The 24,587-nt window shown below is 67.8% G+C and carries 24 protein-coding genes; 12 read left to right on the forward strand and 12 right to left on the reverse strand.

What is annotated here, in order from left to right:
• The first annotated feature begins 422 nt into the window (after positions 1-422).
• The 5 genes from BKA25_RS11720 to BKA25_RS11740 all read left to right on the forward strand — a co-directional run bounded on the left by BKA25_RS11720 (position 423) and on the right by BKA25_RS11740 (position 4,485).
• Complete coding sequence (locus BKA25_RS11720; protein WP_069849879.1) at positions 423-1,721, forward strand: ABC transporter substrate-binding protein; 1,299 nt, start codon at positions 423-425, stop codon at positions 1,719-1,721.
• Positions 1,718-2,614, forward strand: a complete 897-nt coding sequence (locus BKA25_RS11725; RefSeq protein WP_236750282.1) for a carbohydrate ABC transporter permease — start codon at positions 1,718-1,720, stop codon at positions 2,612-2,614. The genes BKA25_RS11720 and BKA25_RS11725 overlap by 4 nt, the downstream gene beginning before the upstream one ends.
• Before the next feature lie 2 nt (positions 2,615-2,616).
• On the forward strand, positions 2,617-3,513 hold the full coding sequence (locus tag BKA25_RS11730; RefSeq protein ID WP_069849877.1) for a carbohydrate ABC transporter permease: 897 nt from the start codon (positions 2,617-2,619) through the stop codon (positions 3,511-3,513).
• Positions 3,514-3,540: 27 nt separating this feature from the next.
• Positions 3,541-4,140, forward strand: coding sequence for a hypothetical protein (locus BKA25_RS11735; RefSeq protein ID WP_069849875.1), 600 nt, complete (start codon positions 3,541-3,543; stop codon positions 4,138-4,140).
• A gap of 144 nt (positions 4,141-4,284) precedes the next feature.
• Positions 4,285-4,485, forward strand: a complete 201-nt coding sequence (locus tag BKA25_RS11740) for a DUF6243 family protein (protein ID WP_069849873.1) — start codon at positions 4,285-4,287, stop codon at positions 4,483-4,485.
• A 142-nt stretch (positions 4,486-4,627) separates the two neighbouring features.
• On the opposite strand, the gene BKA25_RS11745 is transcribed toward BKA25_RS11740, so the two are convergent.
• The 4 genes from BKA25_RS11745 to BKA25_RS11760 all read right to left on the reverse strand — a co-directional run bounded on the left by BKA25_RS11745 (position 4,628) and on the right by BKA25_RS11760 (position 8,038).
• A complete protein-coding gene (locus BKA25_RS11745; protein ID WP_069849871.1) occupies positions 4,628-4,873 on the reverse strand; it encodes a hypothetical protein in 246 nt (81 codons plus the stop codon).
• A complete protein-coding gene (locus tag BKA25_RS11750; RefSeq protein WP_069849869.1) occupies positions 4,864-5,301 on the reverse strand; it encodes a hypothetical protein in 438 nt (145 codons plus the stop codon). The genes BKA25_RS11745 and BKA25_RS11750 overlap by 10 nt, the downstream gene beginning before the upstream one ends.
• A 181-nt stretch (positions 5,302-5,482) precedes the next feature.
• A complete protein-coding gene (locus BKA25_RS11755; protein ID WP_069849867.1) occupies positions 5,483-6,664 on the reverse strand; it encodes a helix-turn-helix domain-containing protein in 1,182 nt (393 codons plus the stop codon).
• A 246-nt stretch (positions 6,665-6,910) separates the two neighbouring features.
• On the reverse strand, positions 6,911-8,038 hold the full coding sequence (locus tag BKA25_RS11760) for a Gfo/Idh/MocA family protein (RefSeq protein WP_069849865.1): 1,128 nt from the start codon (positions 8,036-8,038) through the stop codon (positions 6,911-6,913).
• A 411-nt stretch (positions 8,039-8,449) separates the two neighbouring features.
• Here BKA25_RS11760 and BKA25_RS11765 point away from each other — a divergent pair, with 411 nt between their 5' ends.
• Positions 8,450-8,806 carry a VOC family protein gene (locus tag BKA25_RS11765; RefSeq protein WP_069853749.1) on the forward strand — a complete coding sequence of 119 codons (357 nt, stop codon included), beginning with the start codon at positions 8,450-8,452 and terminating at the stop codon, positions 8,804-8,806.
• A gap of 48 nt (positions 8,807-8,854) precedes the next feature.
• Here the strand turns inward: BKA25_RS11765 and BKA25_RS11770 are convergent, their stop codons facing one another.
• Positions 8,855-9,907 carry a LacI family DNA-binding transcriptional regulator gene (locus BKA25_RS11770; protein WP_069849863.1) on the reverse strand — a complete coding sequence of 351 codons (1,053 nt, stop codon included), beginning with the start codon at positions 9,905-9,907 and terminating at the stop codon, positions 8,855-8,857.
• Positions 9,908-10,153: 246 nt separating this feature from the next.
• Between BKA25_RS11770 and BKA25_RS11775 the strand changes: the two genes are divergently transcribed.
• The gene (locus tag BKA25_RS11775; RefSeq protein WP_236750280.1) at positions 10,154-11,224 is read left to right on the forward strand and encodes an endo-1,4-beta-xylanase; all 1,071 of its coding nucleotides are present in this window, start codon (positions 10,154-10,156) and stop codon (positions 11,222-11,224) included.
• Here the strand turns inward: BKA25_RS11775 and BKA25_RS11780 are convergent.
• Entirely contained in the window at positions 11,200-12,240 is a 1,041-nt protein-coding gene (locus BKA25_RS11780; protein ID WP_069849861.1) for an EamA family transporter, read from the reverse strand. The two genes, BKA25_RS11775 and BKA25_RS11780, sit on opposite strands and share 25 nt — an antisense overlap.
• Positions 12,241-12,472: 232 nt before the next feature.
• Between BKA25_RS11780 and BKA25_RS11785 the strand changes: the two genes are divergently transcribed.
• The 3 genes from BKA25_RS11785 (at position 12,473) to BKA25_RS11795 (ending at position 15,038) form a co-directional block, all read left to right on the forward strand.
• Positions 12,473-13,471 carry a LysR substrate-binding domain-containing protein gene (locus BKA25_RS11785; protein ID WP_069849859.1) on the forward strand — a complete coding sequence of 333 codons (999 nt, stop codon included), beginning with the start codon at positions 12,473-12,475 and terminating at the stop codon, positions 13,469-13,471.
• A 281-nt stretch (positions 13,472-13,752) separates the two neighbouring features.
• Positions 13,753-14,349: an ATP-dependent Clp protease proteolytic subunit gene (locus BKA25_RS11790; protein WP_069853747.1), complete on the forward strand. Its 597-nt coding sequence runs from the start codon at positions 13,753-13,755 to the stop codon at positions 14,347-14,349.
• Positions 14,350-14,474: 125 nt separating this feature from the next.
• Positions 14,475-15,038, forward strand: coding sequence for a PadR family transcriptional regulator (locus tag BKA25_RS11795; protein ID WP_069849857.1), 564 nt, complete (start codon positions 14,475-14,477; stop codon positions 15,036-15,038).
• A 58-nt stretch (positions 15,039-15,096) separates the two neighbouring features.
• Here the strand turns inward: BKA25_RS11795 and BKA25_RS11800 are convergent, their stop codons facing one another.
• Positions 15,097-16,074, reverse strand: a complete 978-nt coding sequence (locus tag BKA25_RS11800; RefSeq protein ID WP_157421106.1) for a hypothetical protein — start codon at positions 16,072-16,074, stop codon at positions 15,097-15,099.
• 658 nt (positions 16,075-16,732) lie between these two features.
• On the opposite strand from BKA25_RS11800, the gene BKA25_RS11805 reads away from it, so the two are divergent.
• Together BKA25_RS11805 and BKA25_RS11810 are read left to right on the forward strand one after the other, a co-directional pair.
• Positions 16,733-17,692 carry an ATP-binding cassette domain-containing protein gene (locus BKA25_RS11805; protein WP_069849854.1) on the forward strand — a complete coding sequence of 320 codons (960 nt, stop codon included), beginning with the start codon at positions 16,733-16,735 and terminating at the stop codon, positions 17,690-17,692.
• Between the two features lie 70 nt (positions 17,693-17,762).
• Complete coding sequence (locus BKA25_RS11810) at positions 17,763-18,524, forward strand: ABC transporter permease (RefSeq protein ID WP_084643064.1); 762 nt, start codon at positions 17,763-17,765, stop codon at positions 18,522-18,524.
• 52 nt (positions 18,525-18,576) lie between these two features.
• On the opposite strand, the gene manD is transcribed toward BKA25_RS11810, so the two are convergent.
• The 5 genes from manD to BKA25_RS11835 all read right to left on the reverse strand — a co-directional run bounded on the left by manD (position 18,577) and on the right by BKA25_RS11835 (position 24,507).
• Positions 18,577-19,809 (reverse strand): D-mannonate dehydratase ManD, encoded by a 1,233-nt coding sequence (gene manD, locus BKA25_RS11815; protein WP_069849852.1) that lies wholly within the window; start codon positions 19,807-19,809, stop codon positions 18,577-18,579.
• A 60-nt stretch (positions 19,810-19,869) separates the two neighbouring features.
• On the reverse strand, positions 19,870-20,748 hold the full coding sequence (locus BKA25_RS11820) for a carbohydrate ABC transporter permease (protein WP_069849850.1): 879 nt from the start codon (positions 20,746-20,748) through the stop codon (positions 19,870-19,872).
• Positions 20,745-21,638 (reverse strand): carbohydrate ABC transporter permease, encoded by an 894-nt coding sequence (locus BKA25_RS11825; protein ID WP_069849849.1) that lies wholly within the window; start codon positions 21,636-21,638, stop codon positions 20,745-20,747. Before BKA25_RS11825 ends, BKA25_RS11820 begins: the two co-directional genes overlap by 4 nt.
• Position 21,639: 1 nt before the next feature.
• On the reverse strand, positions 21,640-22,929 hold the full coding sequence (locus tag BKA25_RS11830) for an ABC transporter substrate-binding protein (protein ID WP_069849846.1): 1,290 nt from the start codon (positions 22,927-22,929) through the stop codon (positions 21,640-21,642).
• A gap of 828 nt (positions 22,930-23,757) precedes the next feature.
• Positions 23,758-24,507 (reverse strand): maleylpyruvate isomerase family mycothiol-dependent enzyme, encoded by a 750-nt coding sequence (locus BKA25_RS11835; protein ID WP_069849844.1) that lies wholly within the window; start codon positions 24,505-24,507, stop codon positions 23,758-23,760.
• Between the last annotated feature and the right edge of the window lie 80 nt (positions 24,508-24,587).

Here is a 24,587-nt window from a genome sequence, read left to right on the forward strand (position 1 = left end):
TGCGAGCGCGGCGGGACATGCGGACACCGACGTCAGTCGGCCGAACCTGTCGGCTCAGCGTTCTCCGACGGTCCGGCTCTCGACACTATCGGAGGAAATCGATAACGGTCCAGTGATCGGGGCGTCGAGGTTCGACGGACATCGCACCCCGCTACCTTGCTGGTGAAAAGCCACATTCGTCGCGAACGTGTTGATGAGTTCGTTGTGGACCCCGTGGGTCTTGACGTGAGCAATCCCACCTCCGTACGCTGCGCGACACCGAAACTATCGGTTAATTTTCGATCGCCTGGGTGTGTCAGCTCCCTGGCAGCCACCGGCTCGACTCGACGACGACGTCCGCTGCGGTTACGTGGCCGTCCTCGCATCGGCGGCTCGGCTCAGCGGAGGTTCCACGCGCCCTCGATTGCTTGGCAGGAGCGGCGATGACTGAATTCATGCTCGGACGTCGACGATTCATGACCGCCTCGGCCGCGGGTCTGGCCGTGCTGGGACTCGCCGCGTGCGGCGGCGGCAACGACCCCACCCGAGGCGGCAGCAGCGTGTGGTCCCTCCAGGACGACGTGCAGAACCCCATCCAGGAAGCCGCCATCACGGCGTTCAACGAGAGCGCGGGCACCGGATTCCGGTTGGAGACCTTCGCCAACACCGCCTACGCCCAACGGCTTCGGGTGTCGATGGGCAGCCCGAACGCGCCCGCGGTGTTCTTCAACTGGGGCGGGGCCAGCATTCGGTCCTACGTGGAGGTCGACCAGGTCGTCGATCTCAGCGAACGACTGGACGCCGACCCGGCCTGGCGCGACTCGTTCCTGCCCCAGGTCCTGGATGCGGGACGGATCGACGGCCGCTACTACGGAGTCCCCTTACGGGGGATGCAGCCGGTCGCCCTCTTCTATCATGCGCCGCTGTTCGCCGAGAACGATCTGCGGCCGCCCTCGGACTGGGACGAGCTGCTGGACCTCGTCGACCGCTTCCAGGCATTGGGCGTCACGCCGTTCGCACTGGCCGGTTCGGAGAGCTGGACCCAGTTGATGTGGCTGGAATACCTGGTGGACCGCATCGGCGGCGCCGAGGTCTTCGAACGCATCGTCGCCGGGGAACCGGGATCCTGGTCGGACCCGGCGATGATCGAGGCGGTGGATCGCATCATCGATTTGGTCGATCGCGGGGCGTTCGGCACCAACTTCTCCTCCGTCAACTACGGCGCGGGCGGTGCCTCCACCCTGTTCGCTCGGGGCGACGCCGCGATGCACCTGATGGGCTCCTGGGAGTACACCAACCAGCTCGATCAGCAACCCGACTTCGCCGCCGACGGGCTCGCCTGGACGTCCTTCCCGGTCCTGCCCGACGGCGTAGGCGATCCGAGCGCCATCGTCGGCAACCCCACCAACTACTTCTCGGTCAACACCCAGGCCGCCGACGTGGAACAGGCGGTGGCGTTCCTTCGGGAGCACATGAACTCGGACTCCTATGTGGATGCCCTGATCTCCGGGGGCGATGTACCGGCCGTCGCCGACATCGAGGACCGGCTGAGCGCCGCACCCAACGCCGAATACGCCCTGTTCGTCTACGGGCTGGTCCGCGACGCGGCGGCCTTCACCCTCTCCTGGGATCAAGCGCTGCCGCCCGAACTCACCCAGGTCATGCTGACCAGCCTTCAGGAGGTCTTCCTCGGGCAACGCGACTCGGCGGGCTTCGTCGAGGCCGTGGAGGCGGCCACGTGAGCGAGCGGGCGCCGGACCGAACCACCCGGCCCGGGGTCTGGTACGCGGTACCCGCGATGGTCTTCTTCGGACTGTTCGCGCTGGTGCCCCTGGTCGCCGTCGTCGTCCTGTCCTTCACCCACTGGAACGGGCTCGGCGATCCGCAGCCTGCCGGGCTGGAGAACTGGGAGCGACTCGCCAGTGATCCCACCGTGCTGGACTCGTTGCGCATCACCGTGTTGCTCGGCGTCGTGTGCTGGCTCGTGCAGACCCCGTTGAGCCTGCTCCTCGGAGTGTGGGCGGCCGGGCCCCAACGCAATCGGGCCGTGTTGTCGGCGGTGTTCTTCCTGCCGCTGTTGCTCTCGGGCGCCGCCGTCGCCATCGTCTGGCGCTCGCTGCTCGACCCCAATTTCGGTCTCGCCTCGGTGCTCGGACCGCTGGTGGGCATCCCCGACGGCAATCTCCTCGGCAGCTCCACCAGCGCGCTGTTGGTCATCGTCGCGGTGGTGGCCTGGCAGTTCGTGCCCTTCCACACCCTGCTCTATCAAGCGGCGGCGCGGCGCATCCCACGCCAGCTCTACGAGGCCGCTCGGATGGACGGTGCGACGCGGCTGCATCAGTTCCGCCACATCACCCTGCCGCAACTGCGCAACACCATCATCACGTCCTCGCTGCTGATGGTGGTCGGTTCGCTGACCTACTTCGAGACGATCCTGATCGTCACCGACGGCGGGCCCGGCCGGGCCACCGAGGTGCTGCCGTTCCGGATGTACGAAGCGGGCTTTCGTAGCTACGAGATGGGCTACGGCGCGGCGATCGCCTCGGCACTCGTGCTGATCGGCACGCTGCTCTCACTCGTGATGGTCCGGTTCAGCGGCTTCAGCAAGATGCGTTCGACCCTGGAGGGCCTGTAGCCATGAGCCTCACGACCGCCACGGCACCGCCCACGGACCCGGGACCCGCCGAGACCCGGCGCAGGCGGGCGGGGCGAAGCAGGTTGGAACCGCCGAACCGGTGGGCCGGTCTGCTCACTGTCGGCTGGTTGACGATCGTCGCCGTCCCACTGTTGGTGATGATCAACTGGAGCCTGCAGAGCCAGGACGCCTACCTCGCGGACGGACCGCTCGCACCGCCTCGGGCGATCACCGCCGACAACCTGGTCACGGTCTTCGACTCCGGCTTCCTGCTGTTCTTCCTCAACACCGCAGTGGTGACCGTGGCCTGCGTCGGCCTCACCCTGATCGTGGCGGTTCCCGCCGCTTACGCGATCGTGCGGTCGCCGAGCCGGATCGTCGCGGCGGGATTCCGAGGCTTCCTACTGGGGCTGGCCATCCCGGCTCAGGCGACCATCATCCCGATCTACCTGCTGATCGTCCGGATGGGTCTGTACGACACCCTGGGCGCCATCATCCTGCCGACCACCGCCTTCAGCCTCCCGCTGGCGGTGCTGGTGCTGGCCTCGGCATTGCGCGATGTCCCCCGAGAGCAGTACGAGGCGATGACCCTGGACGGCGCGAGCGCCTGGCGGATGATGTTCTCGCTGGCGGTGCCGATGTCGCTGGGCAGCGTGATCACCGTCGGCGTCTACACCGCGCTGACCGCCTGGAACGGCTTCCTCTTCCCGCTCATCCTCACGCAGTCGGTGGACCAACGGGTCTTGACGCTGGGCCTGTGGAGCTTCCAGAGCGAGTTCGGCGTCGACGTCCCCGGGTTGATGACCGCGGTCCTGCTGTCGGCGATGCCCGTCTTCCTCGCCTACCTGCTGGCCCGCCGCTGGCTCATCGCCGGTCTGGCGGGAGTGGGCGGCAAATGATCCGAGCCGCCGGGGGATCATGCAACGATGGGAGAATCGACGACCGGACGTGAACCCGTCGGGTTAGCAGGCGCCTGGGCGCTGATCGTGGGCCCCGGTGGCAGCCGAGGCCACTCGATGCTCATCGCGGTCTGCGCACTGGGTGGCGGGGTCGGTGCCGTGCTGCTCGCGCCACCGTATTGGACCTCCTGGCAGCTGCTCGTCGCGCTGCTGCTCGCGGTGGACGTCATCGGTGGCGTGGCAGCCAACGCCCTGCCCGCCGGACGGCGCTGGTACCACCGGCCCGAGCGTTCCCTCGTCTCCCGGGCGTTGTTCTTCGGCGGGCACGTGCTGCATCCCGTGCTGCTCGTCCTGGTGTTCGACGCGCGTTGGGAGTGGGGGCTGTTGCTGTTCGGCTCGATGCTGCTGGCGGCGACCTCGGTCCTCCTCGCTCCGATCGACGTCGCACTCGCGGTGGGGCTGATCGCGACCACGGCCGCGCTGACCCTGGTCCTGACCGTGTTCGGCGGCCCGCCCGAGGGCCTGGTGTGGCTGGCGGTGGCCTACTTCCTCAAATTGATCGTCGGACACGCGACTCCGGAGACTCCCTCGGCGGCCACCGCTGTCGGCTCCGACGCAGCGCGCTGATCGACCTCGGCGCAGGACACGCGAAGCGGGACAGCGCGGCCGGATCGACAATTCGGTTGGCCGCCGCTGTGCTGCGGAGCATGCTGTCGTCACGCAGCCGGTCGCGACCGGTCTGCCACTACCTCGATAGAGCAGGAGATCACCATGGCCAGGAAACGCAACGGACTTCTCGGCGTGGGCGGCCAACGGACCAAGGCTCCCCGCACCGCCCACCACCCCGACGGCATCGGGGTCGGACCGCAGCAGGACGCGGTGGATCGCAAGCAGGCGATCCTGGACAAGATGCGCAAGCTGTCCGAGAAGGCCGCGCCGCAGGAGGACGAGCCGACCGCCGACAAGGCCTGACCAGCAGGCGCACTGTCGCCGACGACGTCTCGAACCCGCACCGTACAAGCTCACACCGTCGCCCGGACGGAGGTGCTCTGCGGTGCGGGTGTGCCGATGCCGCACCGGTTCGGGCGGCGGTCACGACGAGAACGCGCGTCGGTCAGTCCGCCGCCTCCGGACGACAGACGGGACACGGGGGCAGCTCGACGTCCGCCTCGACCGCCACCTCGCAGATCGCCCCGCAGATCGCGACATCGACCTGCCGGTACGCCGGATCGCGGACATGCTCCATCCGACGGAACACCCCGGCCCATCGAGGCGTCGCCCTGGTCTGTTCGGCATTGGTGAGACGCCGTGCGCCCGGGAGGTCGGCATTCGAGGCGCCGGACGCGCCGGTCAACGACATGGTGCCTCCGCCAGTCCCGCGAGCAGCCACGTTCCCCGGTTCAGCGAGTCGGCGAGCAACCGGGTGTGCTCCGGGCGCAGCCGCCAGGCATCGGTGAGCGCGCCACGCCCGGACAGCGACAGCTCGACGAGATCGGGTGCGGTGCGAACCCACAGGATCCGCATCGTCAACCCGGGGCCCAGCGCGGGGAACAGCCGGGAGATCGGCCGGTCCGCGACGAGCACGAGCCGCAGCAGTTCCGCCTGATGCGGCTCCAGCGCAGCCAAGCCTCGGGCGGTCTGCCCGCCGAGCTGGAGCAGAACCCGCCGCCGCACCCGATCGATCGTCAGGGTCAACGCCTGCGTGCGATCGGCTGCCTCGACCCTGGTCGCCGGGATGCGCACCGAGAACGCGGCATCGTGATAGATCATCACCTGGATGCTCTCCATCGGTACGCGGCCACCGGGGAGGCCACGGGCGGAGTGCCGGGCGCCGGTGGCGCTGCGAACGATGCGACACACAACGCGGGTAGCGGAATCAGGACCACATGATCACCTCCGGGGGAGAGGCAGACGTTAAGGTCGCCCGAGCCGGATCGACTAGCACGCCGTGTCCTACTGCCCGAATGTGTCATTCGAAGACCCCCAGGCGTTGAGCCAGGTCGCGCACCGGAGTGGAACGCTCGACCGAGAGCAGTTCCGAGATCACCCGTCGTGGCAAGGTTTGGTACTCCATCCAGTCGGGAGCGATGCGCTCCGCAGTCAACAGGTTCTGCAAGGCACGTTCCCGATGGCCGAGACGGGCATGGGCGAAGGCTTGATCCGCCAGATGCCGGGCTCGGGAGGCCAACGGCAACCGGGCATCGACGGGCATCGTGGTGGCGGTGGTGAGAGCCCCGGAATAGTCCTCCCCGACCACCGCGATATCCACGGTCTGCATCACCACCTGTGCCGGACCGAAGTACGTCTCGTAGTCGGAGCGGTCGCCGGTGTGGACGGCGATCGTGGCGGCCTGGGCCAACAGGTGCCGCGCCTCGACCGAATCGGTGTTCCTGGCCGCGGCCGTCGCGGCGGTGAGCAGGAGCGAACCGTGATTGGACAGGCGCTCCGGACTCGACCCGGCCGCAGGCTCGATCGACGCCGCGGCGTGCGTGGCGAGGCGATGCGCTTCGGCGTAGCGGCCCTGGACGAGCAGTTGCCAGGCCGCCGAGCCTCGCAGGACGGCGGCGAGGAGTTCGTCGGAGCCCGCGTCCGCGGCGGTGATGGCTTGTCGGATCGCCAACCACGCCGGATCGGCATAGCCGAGATGGACCAGGGTGCAGCCGGTGAGCCACAGACAGCGGCCCAGCAGCTCGTGAGCTCTCGACCGATCATCCGATTCGACGTGCAGCGCTGCCCGCAATCTCCTGATCAGTTGCGGGAGTATCCCGACCAGCAGGGCGTAGCGGCCGCGCCAGTAGGCCGCCCAGCCGTACTCGACGGCCCGTCGTGCCTCGGTGGGACAGAACGGCTCCTCGTGCTCCGAGGTGGTGCCCAACAGATCGTCCACCGTGGTCAGCGCGCGGCGGATCGCCACCACGCCTGCGGCGGGATCGTTGGACAGCGGGCCCGCGCGCCTGCCGAGTAGATCGGCGATATCGACGTCCAGGGCACGGGCGATGCGTTGCAGGCTCACGATGGAGGCGGTCTGCCGGGTGCCCTGTTCGAGTTTGCGGATCAGATCTATCGAGACACCGGATATCTCGGCCAATTCACGTTGCGTCAGAATTCTTCCGCGAAGGACTCGGATTCGAGAACCTATCTGGGATTCCACCGGAAACGCTGCTCCCAGCCTGGTGAGTGCGGACCACGGCCGGTTCGATGACGAGGAGAATCGAATCGCCGAAGATCATCTCGACAGTACAAGGGAGGTCAGGTGGGTCGCATCGTCACATGGAGTGGATTCGATGCGCGGCTCTCGATCCACTGCTCACCGAGTGCTACGGGAACCGCGTTCTGCGGTATCGCGAAAGGACCTAATCGATATCTACCGGCGGAACCGCGGAGTCGATACAGAAACTCACCAGTCGTCTCGACGGGACTCGTTGGCGGGTGCCCAGCCCGGCATGTTGCCGTGCAGCCGGTGATAGAAGACATCGTCCTGCCGTAACCGATCGCGGCGCACGGTGGTGCCGGTGAGCGCCGAGCGGTACAACGCGGTGATCAACTCCAGTGTCTCGCGCCCCTGCCGTCCGCTGACCGGCGGCCGTTCACGCCGCTCCATCGCGTCCAGCACCAGTGTCAGCTGGGCACCGTGTGAACTCGGGACGTCGGTGCTGGGCGTGGACCAGCGTCGAAGCCGAGCCGGGTCGACCATCGATGGCGCCGGGGTGTAGCGCCAGTCGGAATTGCGATGTCCGTAGAGGTGGTTGACCTCCACGGTCGCCTCGGTGAGGTCGATGCGCAGTCTGCTGACCTCGTCCGGCGACAGCACACTGTTGACGATGCTGGCCAACGCGCCATTGGCGAAGCGGACCGTTGCCACCGACACGTCCTCGGTCTCCACGGCCCGATCCAGCCTGCCCATCATCGCGCCCACCTCGGTCCACTCCCCGAGCAGCGCCAGCAGCAGATCCAACTGATGGATCCCGTGGCCGAGGGTGGGCCCGCCGCCCTCGGTGGCCCAGCGGCCACGCCACGGCACCTCGAAGTACTCGTGACCTCGATACCAGGTGGTCTGACAGAGTGCGACCAGCGGCCTGCCCAGTTCGCCGCTGGCGATCAGCTCGCCCGCATGTCGTGCCCCCGAGCCGAAACGGTGTTGGTACACCACGGATGCATAAGGGCCGCCCGGTCGTTCCGCTGCGGTGATCCGGTCGAACTCCGCGAGTGATCGACAGGGCGGTTTCTCCAACAGCACCCACGCCCCGGACTCCAGCGCGGCGACCACCGCGTCGACGTGGGCCGCGGGCGGGGTGCACACGTGGACGAGGTCCGGCCGTTGGCTGCGCAGCATCTCGGCCGTGCTGGCGTAGCCCATCGGGATGTCGGTGCGTACCAGGAAATCGGCGAGCCGACCCGGGTCGACGTCGACGGCGGCGACCAGTTCGACGCGGTCGGCCTCGGCGCGCAGCGCGGGAACGTGGCAGACCTCGGCGATTCCCCCGGTCCCGATGATGGCGGCGCGGAAGCGGCGTGAGTTGGCCATGGGTGCCTCCCGGGGATCGATGATCGAGGCCGTCTCGTGGTGTCGGCGCAGTGCGCCGTGTCGGCGGCGCGGATCGGTGGGGTGATGAGCGAGGCACCCGTCGGTGTGGTGGTCACCGGCTGGGTTGGCGGGGCCGTGGTGTGCCGCGCGATGTGGCGCCGAGCGTGGTGCCGATCGCGGCGGTGCGACCCGAATCGGTTCCGAAACTTTCTATTGGCACGAACGTATTCCAGGCGGGCGGAGCCGTCAAGATGCCAGGGAACGTACCCGGCCGATGCTCGAGAACTTGCCCTCTACCGGCTAAAGCAGTGTCAGTGCTTCGAAGGTCGGGAGCGGGTCGGCGGTCTCGAAAACAATCGGTGTCCGATGTGGCGAGTGGTCTGCGTGACCCGACTGCGCGAAGATGATCTCATGATCGGACGTTGGCATGCCCTGGTGATCGACTGCCCCGAGCCCGCCGAACTGGCGGACTTCTACCAGCAGGTGCTCGGCATGGTGCGCGTGCAGGATGAGGCGGACTGGGTCGTGATCGGGTATTCGGCAGAGCGCCCGGGCATCGCCTTCCAGCGTGCTCCGCAGTTGCAGGCGCCGAACTGGCCCGACCCGAATTCCCCACAACAGATGCACATCGATGTCCGGGTGGACGATCTCGATGCGGCCGAGGCCGAGGTTCTCGCGCTGGGCGCCCGACGACTGCCCAGCGACGCGACCGAGTTCCGGATCTTCGCCGATCCGGTGGGGCACCCGTTCTGTCTCGTGCTCTGGTGAACCGGGCCTCCCCTTAGCTCGGCGGCCGAGTGGCGGGCACCGGCGTCGTCAGTCCGTGGAGCGGGGCGGCGCGGTGCTGCCGCGCACGACGAGGCTGGTGGCCAATTCGATCCGGGTGTGACTCGGTTCCTCGCCGGTGGCCAGGGACAACGCGAGTCGGGCGCCCGCCGCGGCCATCTCCTCCAGCGGTTGACGCACGGTGGTCAAGGGCGGCCCGATCCATTGCGCCACCGGCAGATCGTCGAAACCGACCACGCTGAGGTCTTCCGGAACCCGGAGGCCGGCCTGTCTGGCGGCCTGGTAGACGCCCATCGCCTGGAGATCGCTGCCCGCGAACACCGCCGTCGGGCGATCGGGCTGGTCCAGTAGCGCGGCGGCCTGCTGATAACCGGCCTCCACATGGAAGTCGCCATGGCGGATCAGTTCCGGGTCGACCGACAGACCGGCCGTCTCCATCGCGGAGCGATAGCCGTCCACCCGTGCCCGGCTGCACAGCACCCGCTCCGGCCCGCCGATGACGGCGATCCGTCGATGACCGAGTTCGAGGAGATGTCGGGTCGCGGTGAGACCGCCACTCCAGTTCGTCGCGCCGATCGAGGGGACATCCGGCGCCGGTTCGCCTGCCGGATCGACCACGACGAGCGGAATCCCACCGGAGCGAAGCCGGGCCTGTTGTTCGACGCTGAGATCGGAGAACACCGAGACGACGGCGGCAGGCCTGCGCTGGAGTACGTCCTCCACCCAGCCTCGTCCCGGCGTCCGCCTGCCCTCCAACTCGGAGAGCACCACCGACATCTCGTTGTCCCTGGCGACCTGCTCGACACCCCGGATGATCTCGATGGCCCACGCGCTCTCCAGCTCGTGGAAGACCAGATCCAGCAGATTCGCCTTGATGGAGCGCTGGTCGCTTCGACGTTGGTAGTCGTACTTGCGGATGATGGCCTCGACCCGACGTCGGGTCTCCCGTGCCACGTCGGCGCGACCGTTGACCACCTTCGAAACAGTCGGAACCGAGACGCCCGCCTCCTCGGCGATATGCGCGATGGTGATCTTGCCGGACGGAGTCTTCGCCGGGTCGGTGGGGTCTGTGGTCGCGCGCATGGCCGGAGTCTACCCAGCCTGCTAGTCCGGTCGTCGGTTCTCCGGCATGGCGCGACTGCGCCGATCGGACCTTGTGTGCCGTCCGAGTCGAGCCCTACCGTGGCCAGAAAGAATCGGAGTTTCTGTCGAAACATCGAGGCTGCGGCAGTCGAATGCACCGATGCACGGCTGTCGAGACACCGTCCTTGCGCAGACTGTCGCGAAGCGCGGCGCGATCGTCGTCTGGCTCACGAAGGAGTGAAACGGATGAGTTCGAGCATCGGCACCGGAACGCTGCACCGACGGTGGCGCAGAATCGCCGGTCTGCTGGCCTCGACGTTGCTGGCCGCGACCACCGCGATCCTCGTCGTCCCGACGGCCCAGGGGATGGAGACCGATCAACCGCCGCCCTTGAAGGAGCTCACCGATCGTTACGTCGGTAGCGCTGTGGCGGCGGGGCCGCTGGCCTCCGAGGCCGACTACCGAGCCACCCTCGGCCGCGAGTTCGACAGCGTCACCGCCGAGAACGAGATGAAGTGGTCCAGCGTCGAGCCGAATCGAGGCCAGTACAACTGGTCGGGCGCGGATCAGATCGTGGAGTTCGCCGACCAGAACGGCCAGAGCGTGCGGGGGCACACCCTGGTCTGGCACAGCCAGCTGCCCAACTGGTTGCAGAACGGCGACTTCTCGGCGGAGGAGCTACGCGGCATCCTGCAGAACCACATCACCACGATCGTGACGCGCTATCGCGGCAGCATCCGAGCGTGGGACGTCGTCAACGAGGTCTTCAACGAGGACGGATCGCTGCGCGACTCCATCTGGCTGCGGCAGCTGGGCCCCGACTACATCGCGGATGCGTTCCGGTGGGCGCGGGAGGCCGATCCGTCGGTCAAGCTCTACATCAACGACTACAACACCGAGAACATCAACGCCAAGAGCGACGCCACCTACGCGCTCGTGCAGGATCTACGCGCGCAGGGTGTGCCAATCGACGGCGTCGGTTTCCAGACCCACCTGGCGACCAAGTACGGGCTCTCCGACTCGTTCCAGCCGAACCTGGAGCGCTTCGCCGCGCTCGGCGTGGACGTGGCGATCACCGAACTGGATGTCCGCGTCGACACCCCGTCCGATGCGGCCAAACTCGCCGCACAGGCCGAGTTGTACAAGCGGGTCTGGGACGGCTGCCTTGCGGTCGACCGTTGCGTGGAGTTCACGGTGTGGGGCTTCACCGATCGGCATTCCTGGGTTCCCGGCACCTTCCCCGGTGAAGGCGAGGCGTGCCTGTTCGACGCCTCGCTCAACGCCAAACCCGCCTATCGAGCCTTGAACCCGGGCTGATCCTCGGTCCGGTCCGCCGCCCCGGCCGTTGTCGCGGTCGGGGCGGGCTGCTCCTCGGTGGAACCGCCCGAGTGCAGCGGGTCCACCGACTCGGCATCCGTCCGGACGGCGTCGCCGGGGACCGAGAACTGCGCGATGAACGCTCCGGCCAGCACGATCACCGCGCCGAGGGTCTGCATCGGGCTCAGTGCCTCGCCGATCAGCAGCCAGGCCAGCACGATGGCGGTCACCACCTCCAGGTAGCCGACCGCGCCCGCCACGGCCGGGGAGAGCCTGCGAACGGCGGCGACCCCCGCGAGATAGGCCAGTGCGGTGGAGACTCCGGCCAACCACAGCAGGGCGATCATCGCGGGCATCGCGATCCCGCTGATCTCGACCGTGCCTGTCACGAGCTCCCAACGCAGGTTCCAGGGTTGGGCGATCGGCAGCAGCACCACGCTGGCGACGATCGCCCCGAAGGCGATGACCGCAGGCGGATCGACGTCCTGGCCCCCCGAGTCGGAGAGGATGAAGAAGGTGGCCTGACAGGCCGCCGCACCCAGCGCGAGCGCGATGCCGATCGGGTCGAGGGTGGAGCCGGAGAACACCTCGACCAGCAGGGTCAGCCCCGCGACCGCCAGCACGATGCCGACGGCGGCCTGCCGCGATACCGGGGTACGACGCACCACCCGCAACCACACCAACACCAACACCGGACCGAGGAACTCGATGAGCAGTGCCACGGCGACCGGGATCCGGGCCAGCGAGGCGAAGTAGAACGCCTGGATGCCCGCCATCGGGAAGACACCGAAGGCCAGGAGCAGTCCCGGTCGGGCCCGCAGCATGTGGCGTCGACGAATGGCCACCGGGACGAGGAACAACGCAGCGCCCGCCACCCGAAGCCAGGTGACGTGCAGCGGATCCATCCCGGTGTCGATGAGCGCGCGGGCCAATGGGCCGGAGGCCCCGAAGGTCAGCGCGGCCGCCACGGCGAACAGCAGCCCGGTGGACCGGTTCCTGAGGTGGGTCTCGGTCACGAGGTCACCGCCGAGGCGGCCGACGCGGGGTGCGGGCGCCGCTGCGGTCGGGCTCGGCGCTGGGCCGTCCGGATCTCATCGACGGCGTGCGGGGGGCTGGTGGTGAGGACTTGCCGCCTCAACCGGGTTCTCTGTCGTGACACGGCATCCACGCTGCCGGAGATGGCACCATCAGTAAAGTGAAAGGAATTTAGCATTTGACGTTAGTTCGGCTAATGGATCGGCGGGAGACATGCTTGATCTCCATCGGCTGCGGCTGCTGCGCGAGCTCAGCCGTCGGGGCACCCTCGCGGCGGTGGCCAAGGCACTGTCCTACACGCCATCGGCGATCTCCCAGCAACTCACTCGGTTGGAGGAGGAGGTCGGCGTCCCGCTGCGGGAACAGGTGGGGCGCAAGGTCCGGTTGACCGCCCAGGGAGAGATCCTCGTCGCCCACACCGAGGCGGTGCTGGAACGGCTGGAACGGGCGGAATCCGAGCTGGCCGCCTCGATGACCGAACTGACCGGGACGCTGCGGATCGCCGCCTTCCAGACGACGATGCTCAGCCTGGTCCCGGAGGCCTTGAGCGGGCTGCGCCGGGCGCACCCACGGCTGCGGGTGGAGGTCACCCAGGCCGAGCCGGAGGAGGCCCTCCCGCTCCTGCTCACCCGGGATTTCGATCTGGTGATCGGCGAGGAGTACCCGCACGATCCGGAGCCTCGACCGGTCGAGGTGGAACAGGAGGATCTCGTCGAGGACGTGATCCGGCTGGCCTGTCCCCGGACCTTCACCGATGCCGAGGTCGTCGGGACCGAGTCTGCGGTGCCCGGCCTGGGCGCCGAACCGCGCCCGCTGCCCGCAGATCCCGGCGAGGCGGATCCGGCCGCGATGCTGCGCTCGGCGGCCACCCTGCCGTGGATCATGGAGCCGCCACGGAACGCCGCTCGGCGCTGGGCGTTGGCCCTGTGCCGGGATGCGGGTTTCGAGCCGGATGTGCGGATCGTGACGGCGGACGCGCTGACCTGTCTGCGATTCGTCGAACAGGGCCACGGCGTCGCCTTGATCTCCGACCTGGTGTGGGCCGCACGCGAACCCACGGTGCCGCTGTACCCGCTGCCGCAACCCTGGGGCAGACGACGACTGTTCACCGCCGCCCGGCGGGGCAGTGGTGCCCATCCGGCGGTGCGGGCCTGCCGGGACGCGCTGTGTGCTGCGGCGAAGGCGACTCCGATCCGTTCGATGCCGGCGTGATCGGCGATCCCAGCGGCGACGTCGAGTGGCGGGTCGTGTCCCGGCCCGGTCCGGATCAGCTGGAAGCGTCTACCGAGCGACGAGCGCCGTCCGGCGAAGTGGCCTCGTCGGTGGCTGTGCGTTGCCGCCCGAACGTCGGCGCCGATCTTCTGCGATCATCGGCCTTGGAATCGGACGTTATCGGGAACCCTGGCAAGCTGGTGGGACACCGAGGCCAGCTAACGGCCGAGTTCGAACGTGGTGCGATCGTCAGCGATGTGGGGAAGAGGAAGCAGAGGACTATGACGGCCGAGATGCATGCCGGAACCGGGCTCAACCTGAGCGACTCGGTGTTCGAACGACTTCTCCAGGAACGGATCATCTTCCTCGGATCCGAGGTCAACGACGAGATCGCCAACCGGATCACCGCTCAACTGTTGCTGTTGGCCGCCGAGGACCCGGACAAGGACATCACCCTGTACATCAACTCGCCGGGCGGCTCCGTCTCGGCGGGCATGGCGATCTACGACACCATGCAGCTGATCGAGCCCGACGTCGCGACCTTCGCGATGGGCTTCGCGGCCTCGATGGGGCAGTTCCTGCTCTCCTCCGGGCAGCCGGGTAAGCGGCACATCCTGTCCCACGCTCGCGTGCTGATGCACCAGCCCTCTGCGGGTATCGGGGGGTCGGCCTCCGACGTCGCTATCCGCGCCGAGGTCTACGCGAAGACGAAGCTGCAGATGGCCGAGTTGATCGCCGAGCAGACCGGGCAGACGGTGGAGCGCATCACCAAGGACTCCGATCGCGACCGGTGGTTCACCGCGCAGGAGGCGTTGGAGTACGGCTTCGTGGATCACGTGGTCGCGCGAGCGCAGCATCAGAGCCGTCGCGGCCGCTGAGCTCGTCCTTTCGGAGTACGGGGCGGGCAGCACGGTGTCCGCCCCGGTGGTCGTTGCCCTCGCAATGACGGAATCAGCGCTGGTCTAGCCTGTCCGCGACGGGTTATACGGCCGATAGGGAGACGATGTCGGCAACGCGGCTGCTGGTCCTCGGTGTGGTGCGAGGACTCGGAACGGCGCACGGCTATCTGCTGCACACCGAGTTGGCCTCCTGGGAGGCCGAGGGTTGGATCAACATCAAGTGGGGTTCGATCTACCACGGACTCCGCCAACTCGCGAAGCTCGGATTGCTCGAAGCCACCACCCACGACGAGTGGCCGGGACGTACCGATTACCAGCTGACCGAGGCGGGGGAGACGGAGTTCTTCCGTCTGCTTCGCGATGCGCTGCGCCGCGCCGACCACCGGCCGGACGTGCTGGCCGCAGGCCTGGCCCTGATGCCCGCGTTGGAGCGTGCCGAGCTCGTCGGTCTGTTCCGGGAACGGTTGGCCGCGTTGGAGAGCAACGCCGAGGAGCTGCGCGGCAACCTCGAACAGCGAAGACAGCTCGACCGCCACGCGCACCTGCGGGAGCTGACCGTCCTGCGGGCGCACACCGCGCAGGGCGACGCCGAATGGACCAGATTGCTTCTTCAGCGGCTTGAGCGTGGCGACTATCGCCTGGCGGACGACGAACCTCGCCCGGCGTAGCCGGTCGCCCCGGTGGGGCGGTGGCGGCCGGGCGAGGTCGCGGATGCCGCGTTCGGCGTCAGTCCTGCTGCTTGGCGGTCGGTGCGTTCAATTCGGCGAGCAGGAAGGCGCCGGTCACCGCGATCATCACCCCGGTCATGATCTGGAGCAGATCGACGAAGGGCACCAACCCCGTCTGGGTCGCGTTCGTGCCGGAGCCCGCGACGCCTGCCAGCAGCAGCGTCATCGGATACAAGCCGTTACCGAAGACGGCGCCGCCGCCGATCCAACCGAGGGCCAGCGGTAGCGCGGTTCGCTGTCGCTGCGGACGCCGGAAGGCGATGACGAACAGACCTGCCGCCGCCGCGACCGCGAACAACGCGGTGCCCGCGTCCGCGAGCCGCTCCGCGATCCCTCGGCTCTCGATCAGCTGTGGCGACAACCCCCACGTCGCCCCCAAGGCCCAGGGCAGTCGCACTGCGGCCACCACGGCGAGCAACACGGTGGCCAGCCGGACGAACACGGCGATCACCGGTTGATAGGGGCCCACCGGGTGTTCCCGCACGCGTCCGGTGAGTACGTGCGGCCACCGGTCGCGCGCGTAGAGCACGAACGAGGCGGCGATGCCGATCGCCTGGGCGCCGAATCCGACGTAGACCAGCGGGCCGACCCAGGCCGCGAGGGAGTCGTCACCCACGCTCGCGGATCCGGTCAGGACCGATACCGCGACGACCGGGCCGGTGATGACGAACGGCGCCAGCAGGCCCGTTCCCACCCAGGTCGGCGCGAGGACCAGGAATACCGGTATCCGCGCGCCCCAGGCATGGGTGAACGCGATGATGATCAACGCGGCGATGATCTCCATTGCCGCCGTGACGATATTCCCACCCTGGATGACTGCGGGATCCACCGAGGAGGCGCTGGTGATACCGGCGGTGGAACCGGCTATCCAGAATAGTTTGAGGGTGAAGTACGGAAGAATGGCGAGAATTGCCGCGTATCCGACGATCAATCGAATTCGAGAGCTTCGTCGGCGGGCCGGATTCGGGCTCGTCATGATCGTTTCAGCCCTCGTTTCCGTCGGCGTGGAGCTCATGGGAGACCCACCGGCCCTTTCCTGTCGAGATGGCGTCGCGCAGCGTGATCGGCGACTGTTGCCACAGGTTGCGGCTGGGCTGGGACTGTACCCGATGCCGAGATCGCCTAGTTGTCGAATCCCGTGCTGCCGGATAGGGTGTGACGATCTTCTCGATAGTCCGTGATCGGCTCAGTCCCGGTCGGGTTGTGCGGTATTGCGCGCGAGGCGCCTCGACGGGTCCGCTCGGTGTCGACGGGCTAATACGAATCGTGACGCGATTCCGTCCGACGGTCGCGATGTGGGGGAATCGCTTTATTTGCCGCCTGGGTAAGTTGGTCTATTCGCGGGTGGGCAGGCGGCATCGACGTTGTCGTCAAGCGCTTTGTGCGGGGCGCCCCATGCGGTATCGGCCGCCTACGGCTGACGAGTGCGACGTATACATCGATGGTCTACTCAAATTTGTGCAAGGCGGCGGCGGTGGGCTAGGTTGTTGCCCCGATCGAGTCCGGCCCCCGGCGTCCGACCAGTGACTCAAGTTTGAGTCCGACGGCGGGTGGAGAGATCGCCCTCTACCGACCTTTGAACCGACCCGGTGGTCCCGCCCTGCGCGGGGACTCAAATTTGAGCAGGAGGCCGCGTGATCCACACCCGAGGTTTGACCAGGCAGTTCCGTACCAAGCACGAGACCGTTCAGGCGGTCCGTGGCCTCGATCTCGACGTCGAGCCGGGCGAGATCGTCGCCTTTCTCGGGCCGAACGGGGCGGGCAAGAGCACGACCTTGCGGATGCTCACCACCTTGCTTCCGCCGACGTCGGGAAGCGCCCGCGTGGCGGGCTGCGACGTGACGACCGACCCCGTCGGTGTCCGAGGCCGAATCGGTTACATCGGTCAGGGCCACGGCACCAGCGAGGAGTTCCGGGTCCGCGAGGAGCTGATCACCCAGGGGCGGTACCAGGGCCTTCGAAAGAGCGACGCGGTGCGGCGGTGCGATGAGTTGTTGAACCGTCTGTCCTTGGACGCCTTCGCCGATCGAGGAGTCGGCACGCTCTCGGGCGGCCAACGGCGGCGGCTCGACATCGCGCTCGGCTTGATCCACGACCCCCGGTTGATCTTCCTGGACGAGCCCTCCACCGGACTGGACCCGCAGACCAGGGCCAGCCTGTGGGAGCACATCACCGGGCTGCGGGAGACTTCCGAGACCACGGTGTTCCTGACCACCCACTACCTCGAGGAAGCCGATCTCGCCGCCGAGCGCGTGGTGGTGATCGACCACGGCCGGATCATCGCCGATGGCTCGCCGAACCAACTCAAGGCCAAGGTGTCGGGGGATCTGGTCCGCATCGGCATGGGCGATGCGCAATCAGCGGGCCAGGCGGCGGAGATCGCGGCCCGACTGCCCACCGCGCACGACACGGTCGTGGACGGCACGGCAACCAGTTTCCGGGTCTCACACGGCCACGAGGCGCTCGCCGACCTGGTCAACGCCTTGGTCGTCGCCGGACTCCGGCCGACGGAGGTTCGCGTCGATCGGCCGACCCTCGACGACGTCTATCTCTCGCTCACCGGCCGGAGCATGCGTGAGGACGACGCGGCATGACCGAGCAGACCGTCACCGAACCCGCCCGTCTCGACCCCGACCCCCGAACCGCCCGAGAGCAGGAGAACCGATGCTGAAAATCCTTCGTGACACCGCGCTCGTCTTCTCCCATCACGTCCGGCCCGCGCTACGCAGCCCGATCGCGTTGACCAGTGGGTTGGCCCAGCCCATCCTGTACGTGGCGTTGTTCGGCCCCCTGCTGTCCGGTCAGATCCTCAGCGGCACGGGCGCGGAATCGCCCTGGCTGTGGTTCATCCCCGGCGTGCTCGTCATGTTGATCCTGTTCGGGACCGCGTTCGCGGGCGCCGACATCCAGTTCGAGCGGGAGACCGGTGCGCTCGAACGCATCATGGCCACCCCGGTCAGCCACTCGGCCCTGTTGTTCGGTCGGGCGTTACGGCAGGTGGCGACCCTGCTGGTGCAGACCGTCCTGATGATCTGCATCGTGCTGCCGTTCGGCCTGCGGGTCTCGCCGCTCGGAGTGCTCGTCGGCTTGGTGCTGATCGCCCTGGTCGGCGCGGCCGTCGGTGCCACCTCGCTCGCGGTGGGATTGTTGATGACCGACATCGGTTCCTTCTACACCGTGTTGGGGACGGTCACGCTGCCGCTGATGTTGACGTCGGGGGTGCTGCTGCCGATGGACTCCGCGCCCGGCTGGCTGCTGACTCTCTCGCAGGTCAACCCGCTGAGCTACGTCGTGGCCGCCGAACGAGCCCTGTTCGTGGGCGACTTCGGCGACCCCGCCGTGCTGATCGGACTGCTCGTCGCAATCGGTGGTACGGCATTGGCCGCGGTGTTCGGCGTGGCGGTGCTGCGGCGGAACGCTCGCTGAGCAGTCGGTCCTGGCAGGCCGGCCTGAGACCGGCCTGCCAGGGACCTAGGCCTCACCAGTCGTGCACGGTCCCGTCCCGGAGTCGGTTCACCGGAAGATAGGCGGGTTCATAGGGGAAGGCCGCAGCCGCCTTGCGATCCAGCGTGACTCCGAGCCCCGGCGTCTCCCCGGGATGCAGGTAGCCGTCGGTGAAGGTGTACGAGCGCGGGAAGACCTGATACGTCTCCTCGCTGTGCGGCATGAACTCCTGGATGCCGAAGTTGTGAATCGCCAGATCCAGGTGCAGGCCTGCGGCCATCCCCACCGGAGAGATGTCGGTCGGCCCGTGGATGCCGGACTTGATCTGATACTGCGCTGCGTAGTCGAAGAGTTTGCGCATCGGGGAGATGCCGCCGGTATGGGTGACCGCCGAACGGACGTAGTCGATAAGTTGTTCGCGGATCAAGGTCTGATAGTCGACCGTGGAGTTGAACACCTCGCCGATCGCCAGGGGAGTGGTGGTGTGGTGCCGGACCAGCCGTAGCGACTCCTGATTCTCGGCGGGAGTGCAGTCCTCCATCCAGAACAGGTCGTAGGGCTCCAGGGACTTGCCCAGCTTCGCCGCCTGGATCGGGGTCAACCGATGGTGCACGTCGTGCAGGAGGGGCAGATCCGGACCGAACTCGTTGCGCACCGCCTCGAAGACCGTCGGCAGGTGCCGCAGATACGCCCGGGTGTCCCAGACCTCCTCGGACGGAACGGGATGCCTGCGCGCAGGCTCGTAGTCGTAGCGACCGGTCCCGCCCGTGGTGACGCCCTGACCGATGCCGTAGATGGTGCCCAGCCCCGGGACGGCGGACTGGATCCGGATCGACTTGTAGCCCGCTTCGAGATTCGCGCGAACCGAATCGAACAGCTCCGGTAGATCCCGGCCGCTGGAATGACCGTAGGCACGGATCCCGGTGCGACTGGCGCCACCGAGAAGCTGGTAGAGCGGCAGCCCCGCGACCTGAGCCTTGAGATCCCACAACGCGACGTCGACGGCGGCGATCGCCGCCATGGTCACGGGACCGCGCCGCCAGTAGGCGCCGCGATGCAGGTACTGCCAGGTGTCCTCGATCCGATGCGCGTCCCGACCGGTCAACAGCGGGATGACGTGGTCGGTCAGGTAGCTCGCCACGGCGAGCTCCCGCCCGTTGAGCGTCCCGTCGCCGTACCCGCGCAACCCGTCCTCGGTGATGATCTCGAGGGTGACGAAGTTGCGACCGGGGCTCGTGACGACGACCTCGGCGTTGGCGATCCGCATGTGCTTCCTTTCGTGGGAGACCGGTTGTTCCAGCCCGGGCCCGTCGCCCGGCGTGCGGGCTCAGCCCTTGGTGGCTCCGGCGGTCAGCCCGGCCACCAGATAACGCTGGCCGAAGACGGCGGCGAGGATGACCGGCACGCTCATCAGCGTCGAGGCCGCCATCAGACCGCCCCAGTCCACACTGGCGTAGGAGATGAAGTTGAACAGCGCCACCGGCAGGGTCTTGGTCGACTCGTCGGACAGGATCAGGGCGAAGATGAAGTTGTTCCAGCTGAACACCAACGCCAACACGCATGCCGTCGCGGTCCCCGGCGCGGCCAGGGGCAGGGAGATCCGACGGAAGGCGCCGAAGGCGGACAGCCCGTCGACGCGGCCGGCCTCCTCCAGCTCGGTCGGCAGATTGGCGAAGAAGCCGATCATGATCCAGGTGATCAAGGGCACCGAGACGAACATGTGGCTGAGCACCAGAACGGTGTAGCCGCCGACGAGTTCCAGCCGGGCGAACAGGTAGTACCAGGGCACCAGGAGCGAGATGGCGGGGATGATGCGGGCGATCAACACCCAGTTCCCGGCCCGGTGCATGCCGAACCGACCGATGGCCCACGCTGCGGGTACCGCGATGATGGCCGAGAGCACCGTCGAGACCAGGCCGACCACGGCGGAGTTCACCATGGCGGGTAAGAAGATGCCCTCGCCCATGATGTTGCGGAAGTTCTGCATCGTCGGGCTGAAGATCAGCGCATCGTCGGGGTTGCCGATCTGCACGTTCGTCTTGAATGCGGCGAGCACCATCCAGATCAACGGGGTGGCGAACACCGCGCTGACCAGGATGATCGCCGCGAAGCGGAGGCCGGTGAGCAGCTTGCGGCGGCGCAGATGCGCGGCGGCCTCGGTGGCGGGAATGGACCCTGACTCGGATCGCGGCAGCATGGCGGTCATGAGGATGCCTTCGCGGAACGGCGCCGAAGCGCGACGACGATGAAGATGATCAGCACGGTGAACACGACCAACACCGAGGCGGCCAGGCCGTACTCCTGGTAGTCGAAGGTCAGACCGTAGGCGTAGACGTTGAGCGTCTCGGCCTCGTGGCTGGAACCACCACCCGGGCCCTTGGTGGCGTAGATCAGGTCGAAGGTCTTCAACGCGTCCACACTGCGCAGGACCAACGCGGTGACGATCGCCGTGGTCAGCATCGGCAGCGTGACGTGCCGGAATCGTTGCCAGGCCGACGCCCCGTCGACCAACGCCGCCTCGATCGGCTCGCCCGGCAGCGTGCTGAGCCCGGCCAACAACAGCAGGGTCATCATCGGGGTCCACTGCCACACGTCGATCAGGATCAGCGTGGGCAGCGATTGCGCTACGGAACCGAGGAACGGCTGCGGCGGGATGCCGACCAACCCGAGCAGGTAATTGGCGATGCCGGTGGTCGGGTCGAGGATGAGCAGCCACAACACGCCCACCGCGACCGGCGTCGCCAGCAGCGGCACCATCATGATGGTCCGCACCCAGCGCATCCCCCGGAACGGCTTGCGCAACAACATCGCCAGGGCCAGCCCGAGGGTGAGTTCGAGCGCGACGGCGGCCACGGTGAAGACGAGGGTCCGCCACACCGCGGGCCAGAATCGCCGCAGATCACCGAGGGCGTCGCTGAAGTTCAACAGCCCGATGAACGAGCTGTCCGCGTTCACCGCCCCGAAGGCGTCGGTCAGACTCAGATAACCGGTGTAGAGGATCGGGAAGACGATCATCACGCCGATGAACAGCAACGCAGGCGCGAGCATCATCCACTTGAGACGACGGTTCTCCTGCTCCAGTGTGTGTACTGCCATGTCAGAGCTGCCTTTGTCGAGCGTCGCGGACCAGGAACTCGTCGAATTCCTCGGAGGCGTCGCGGGCCGAGGCGGCGACATCGTCACCGAGGATGCTTGCGACGATCGGCCGCCCCACGATGTCGCGGGCCCGACCGACCTGGACGACATCCGGGCGATCGGCGCCGACGCCGGTCTCGATCCCGGCGGCCATCGACTCGGCCAGATCCGGCGGGAACGCGGTCAGACTCGCCTCGTCCGCCCACGCCGACGTCCGGGCGCTGGGCACGCCCTCGTTCTGTAACCGCAGGGTCATCTCGGGACCGCTAGCCCAGCGGATGAACTCCCAGGCGATGTCGCGCCGTTCGGAGAACGCGTTGATGGTCAACCCCCAGGACGCGATGTTGAAGGGGCGGGACCCCGCCGGGCCCGCCGGGAAGGCGGCGAACCCGGTGCGGTCGCCGACCGTCGAGGTCGCCGGGTCGATGAAGTTCTGGTAGACGGCGTCGGCGTCGATGGCGAAGACCGCCTTGCCCTGCGCGAAGATCGGGGTGATCTGCTCCAACGTCATGTTGGTCGCACCGATCGGACCCGCCTCCCGCAGCAACCTGCCGTAGTACTCGTAGGCGGCAAGTGCCTCCGGCGAGCCGACCCCGGACCGACCGTCGACGATGAAGTCCGCGCCGTGGGAATAGAGATAGCTGGAGAACATGCTGACCGCACCCGCGCGTTGGCCTCGACCGGTGAAGCCGTGCAAGCCGGTATCCGGCGAGTGCAGCCTGCGGGCCGTCTCGTACATCTCCTCCAGCGTGGTCGGCGGCGCGTCCACCAGGTCGCGCCGGTAGTACAGCGTCGGTCGTTCGGTGATGATCGGTACGCCGAAGATCCGGCCGTCGATCGTCACCCGGTCCTTCGGGCCGTCTTGGACGTCGGCCCAGTCGTACTCGCTGTCGTCGGCGACGAGATCGTTGAACTCGGTCAGCCAACCGTTGCGGGCGAACAACAACTGCTCCTGCAACGGGCGGTACATCATCACGTCGAGGTCGGGCGCGCTGGCGTTGAGCTTGACGTTGTAGGTGCTCGACAGCTGATCGGAGGTCATCGTCGAGACGAGGACCCGTCGCCCGGTCAGGTCCTCGAACTCGGCGATGCGCTCGCGGATCGCGCTGGTCCAGACGTGGTTGACCAGGGCCACCCGCAGCGGCCCGTTCGCCCCGTCGCCGGAGCTGCCACAGCCTGCGAGCCCCAGGGAGCCCGAACCCAACACCGCGCTCAGACCCAGTATTCGCAGGGCGTCGCGTCGCTTCAGCATCGGTGCCTCTACTTCCCGTTCACCGCGGATCAGGCGGCGCTGGCGAGGTCTCGGTGCGCTTCACGCCGAGAACGTGCTGCGCACCAGTGGTGACGTCGATGGAAACCGGTGCGTCGTCCCGAGAAGGGGTGCCTCGGAACCGCGTACGGGTTCGTGGGTCGCCGCGTCGTGGCCCGGCCGAAGTCGACCGTCGCCCGATCGAGGAGACGGGTGCCGAGCCGCGGACGGACTCGGTTCTCGAGTGCTCCGGTGTGGCGGGGTCGCCGCGAGACGTTCCGGGGCCCTCGACGGGAGCCGGATCGCTCTAGCGCGGCGACCGGCTCGACCGCTGGGGCGCGATCACATCGGTGCAGGGCGTTCTGGACGGCGTACGGACCGGCGGGGTGATCGGCGCAGGGGAGTGGTGACCGAGGCGAGACTGATGTCGAACATGGGACCTCGCACTTCTCATAGGTGGCGACACTGCCTACATATGTGAACAGGCGATCAGGTTTCAGGAAGATACGTCATCCGTCCCCCGGGGCGGAAGGGTTCGGCGTCGAAGAGGATTCGACGACGCGAATGCCGACCCCGGCGTGCTCGCATCTCCTTGATCGGCTTCGGTATGCCGCCGCGAGCCGCAGACGGCCGGACAGGCGTGCCGCCTGCCTGGTCGAGCACCGTCGCCCCGATCCACCGCTATCCAGTGGGCCGTGCGGCTCGGTGCGGCGAGTCCAGCAAGCACGCTCTCGCCTCGCCGGACGCGGCCGATATACGCCGAGTTCCGACCGCGTCCGGAGGGTGCGATCGCGCCTATCCGTGCTGACGCAGCCGCGTGCTGGAAGCCGATCAGCTACTGGTGAGATCCCGCCAGCGTTGCGCCAGCGATACGTCACCGCCGCACTGCACGGCGTCGATCGGAAGCCGGTTGTACAACACCAGGTACAGCGCCATCGCAGGGCCGGTGTAGGTGCAGTCGGCGGGCTGCCCATCCCTGGTCCGCTCGGTGCGCGGCGGCTTGTCCGCCGACAACGACACCGTCCAACCCGCAGCGGGCACGTCGGTGGGCAGGATCCGCAGCGTCTTCGGTGTCTCGGTACGCACCGGGCTACTCGGGCGCGCCTGGAATCCACGGAGGAACTCGTCGATGCCGCCCGAGGCGAACTCAGGGGCCATCGGGGACAGCGCGAGACCGCTTGCGGCCTCGATGTCGACCCGGTGCACCGAGGTCTCGTAAGCCTGCCTGCGCGCCCAGAACTCCAGTGGCTCCACCCCCGTGGGTAGGAAGGTCCAGCAGTCCAGCTCGGCGGGCGCCTCGGTCAGGGCCGCCACCAGGCGAGCATGGCCGTCGCGTAACCACGGGGCCAGTTCGGTGTCCTCCAGTGCCGGAGCCTCGGCAATGGGCTCGGGCTGTGTCCTGCCCTCGACCACATAGCCGGTAGCCCACCGATGGACCGCACCCAGATGCAAGACGAGGTCACGCACCGACCAGGCAGGACAGCCGGGCACGGGCGCGGTGAGATCGACGTGCTCTGCGGTGTCCGCGAAGCGTTCCCCCTCGCGATGCAGCGTCTCGATGAACTCGGTGGTCGTGTGCATCTGTTCACTCTGTCCGCCGCCGATGTCCGGAGTCCACCGGTTATCGCAGGCAGGTCGGCGCCGTCGGCGGCAACCAGCTC

It is taken from the genome of Actinoalloteichus hymeniacidonis (assembly GCF_014203365.1).
Taxonomy (GTDB): domain Bacteria; phylum Actinomycetota; class Actinomycetes; order Mycobacteriales; family Pseudonocardiaceae; genus Actinoalloteichus_A; species Actinoalloteichus_A hymeniacidonis.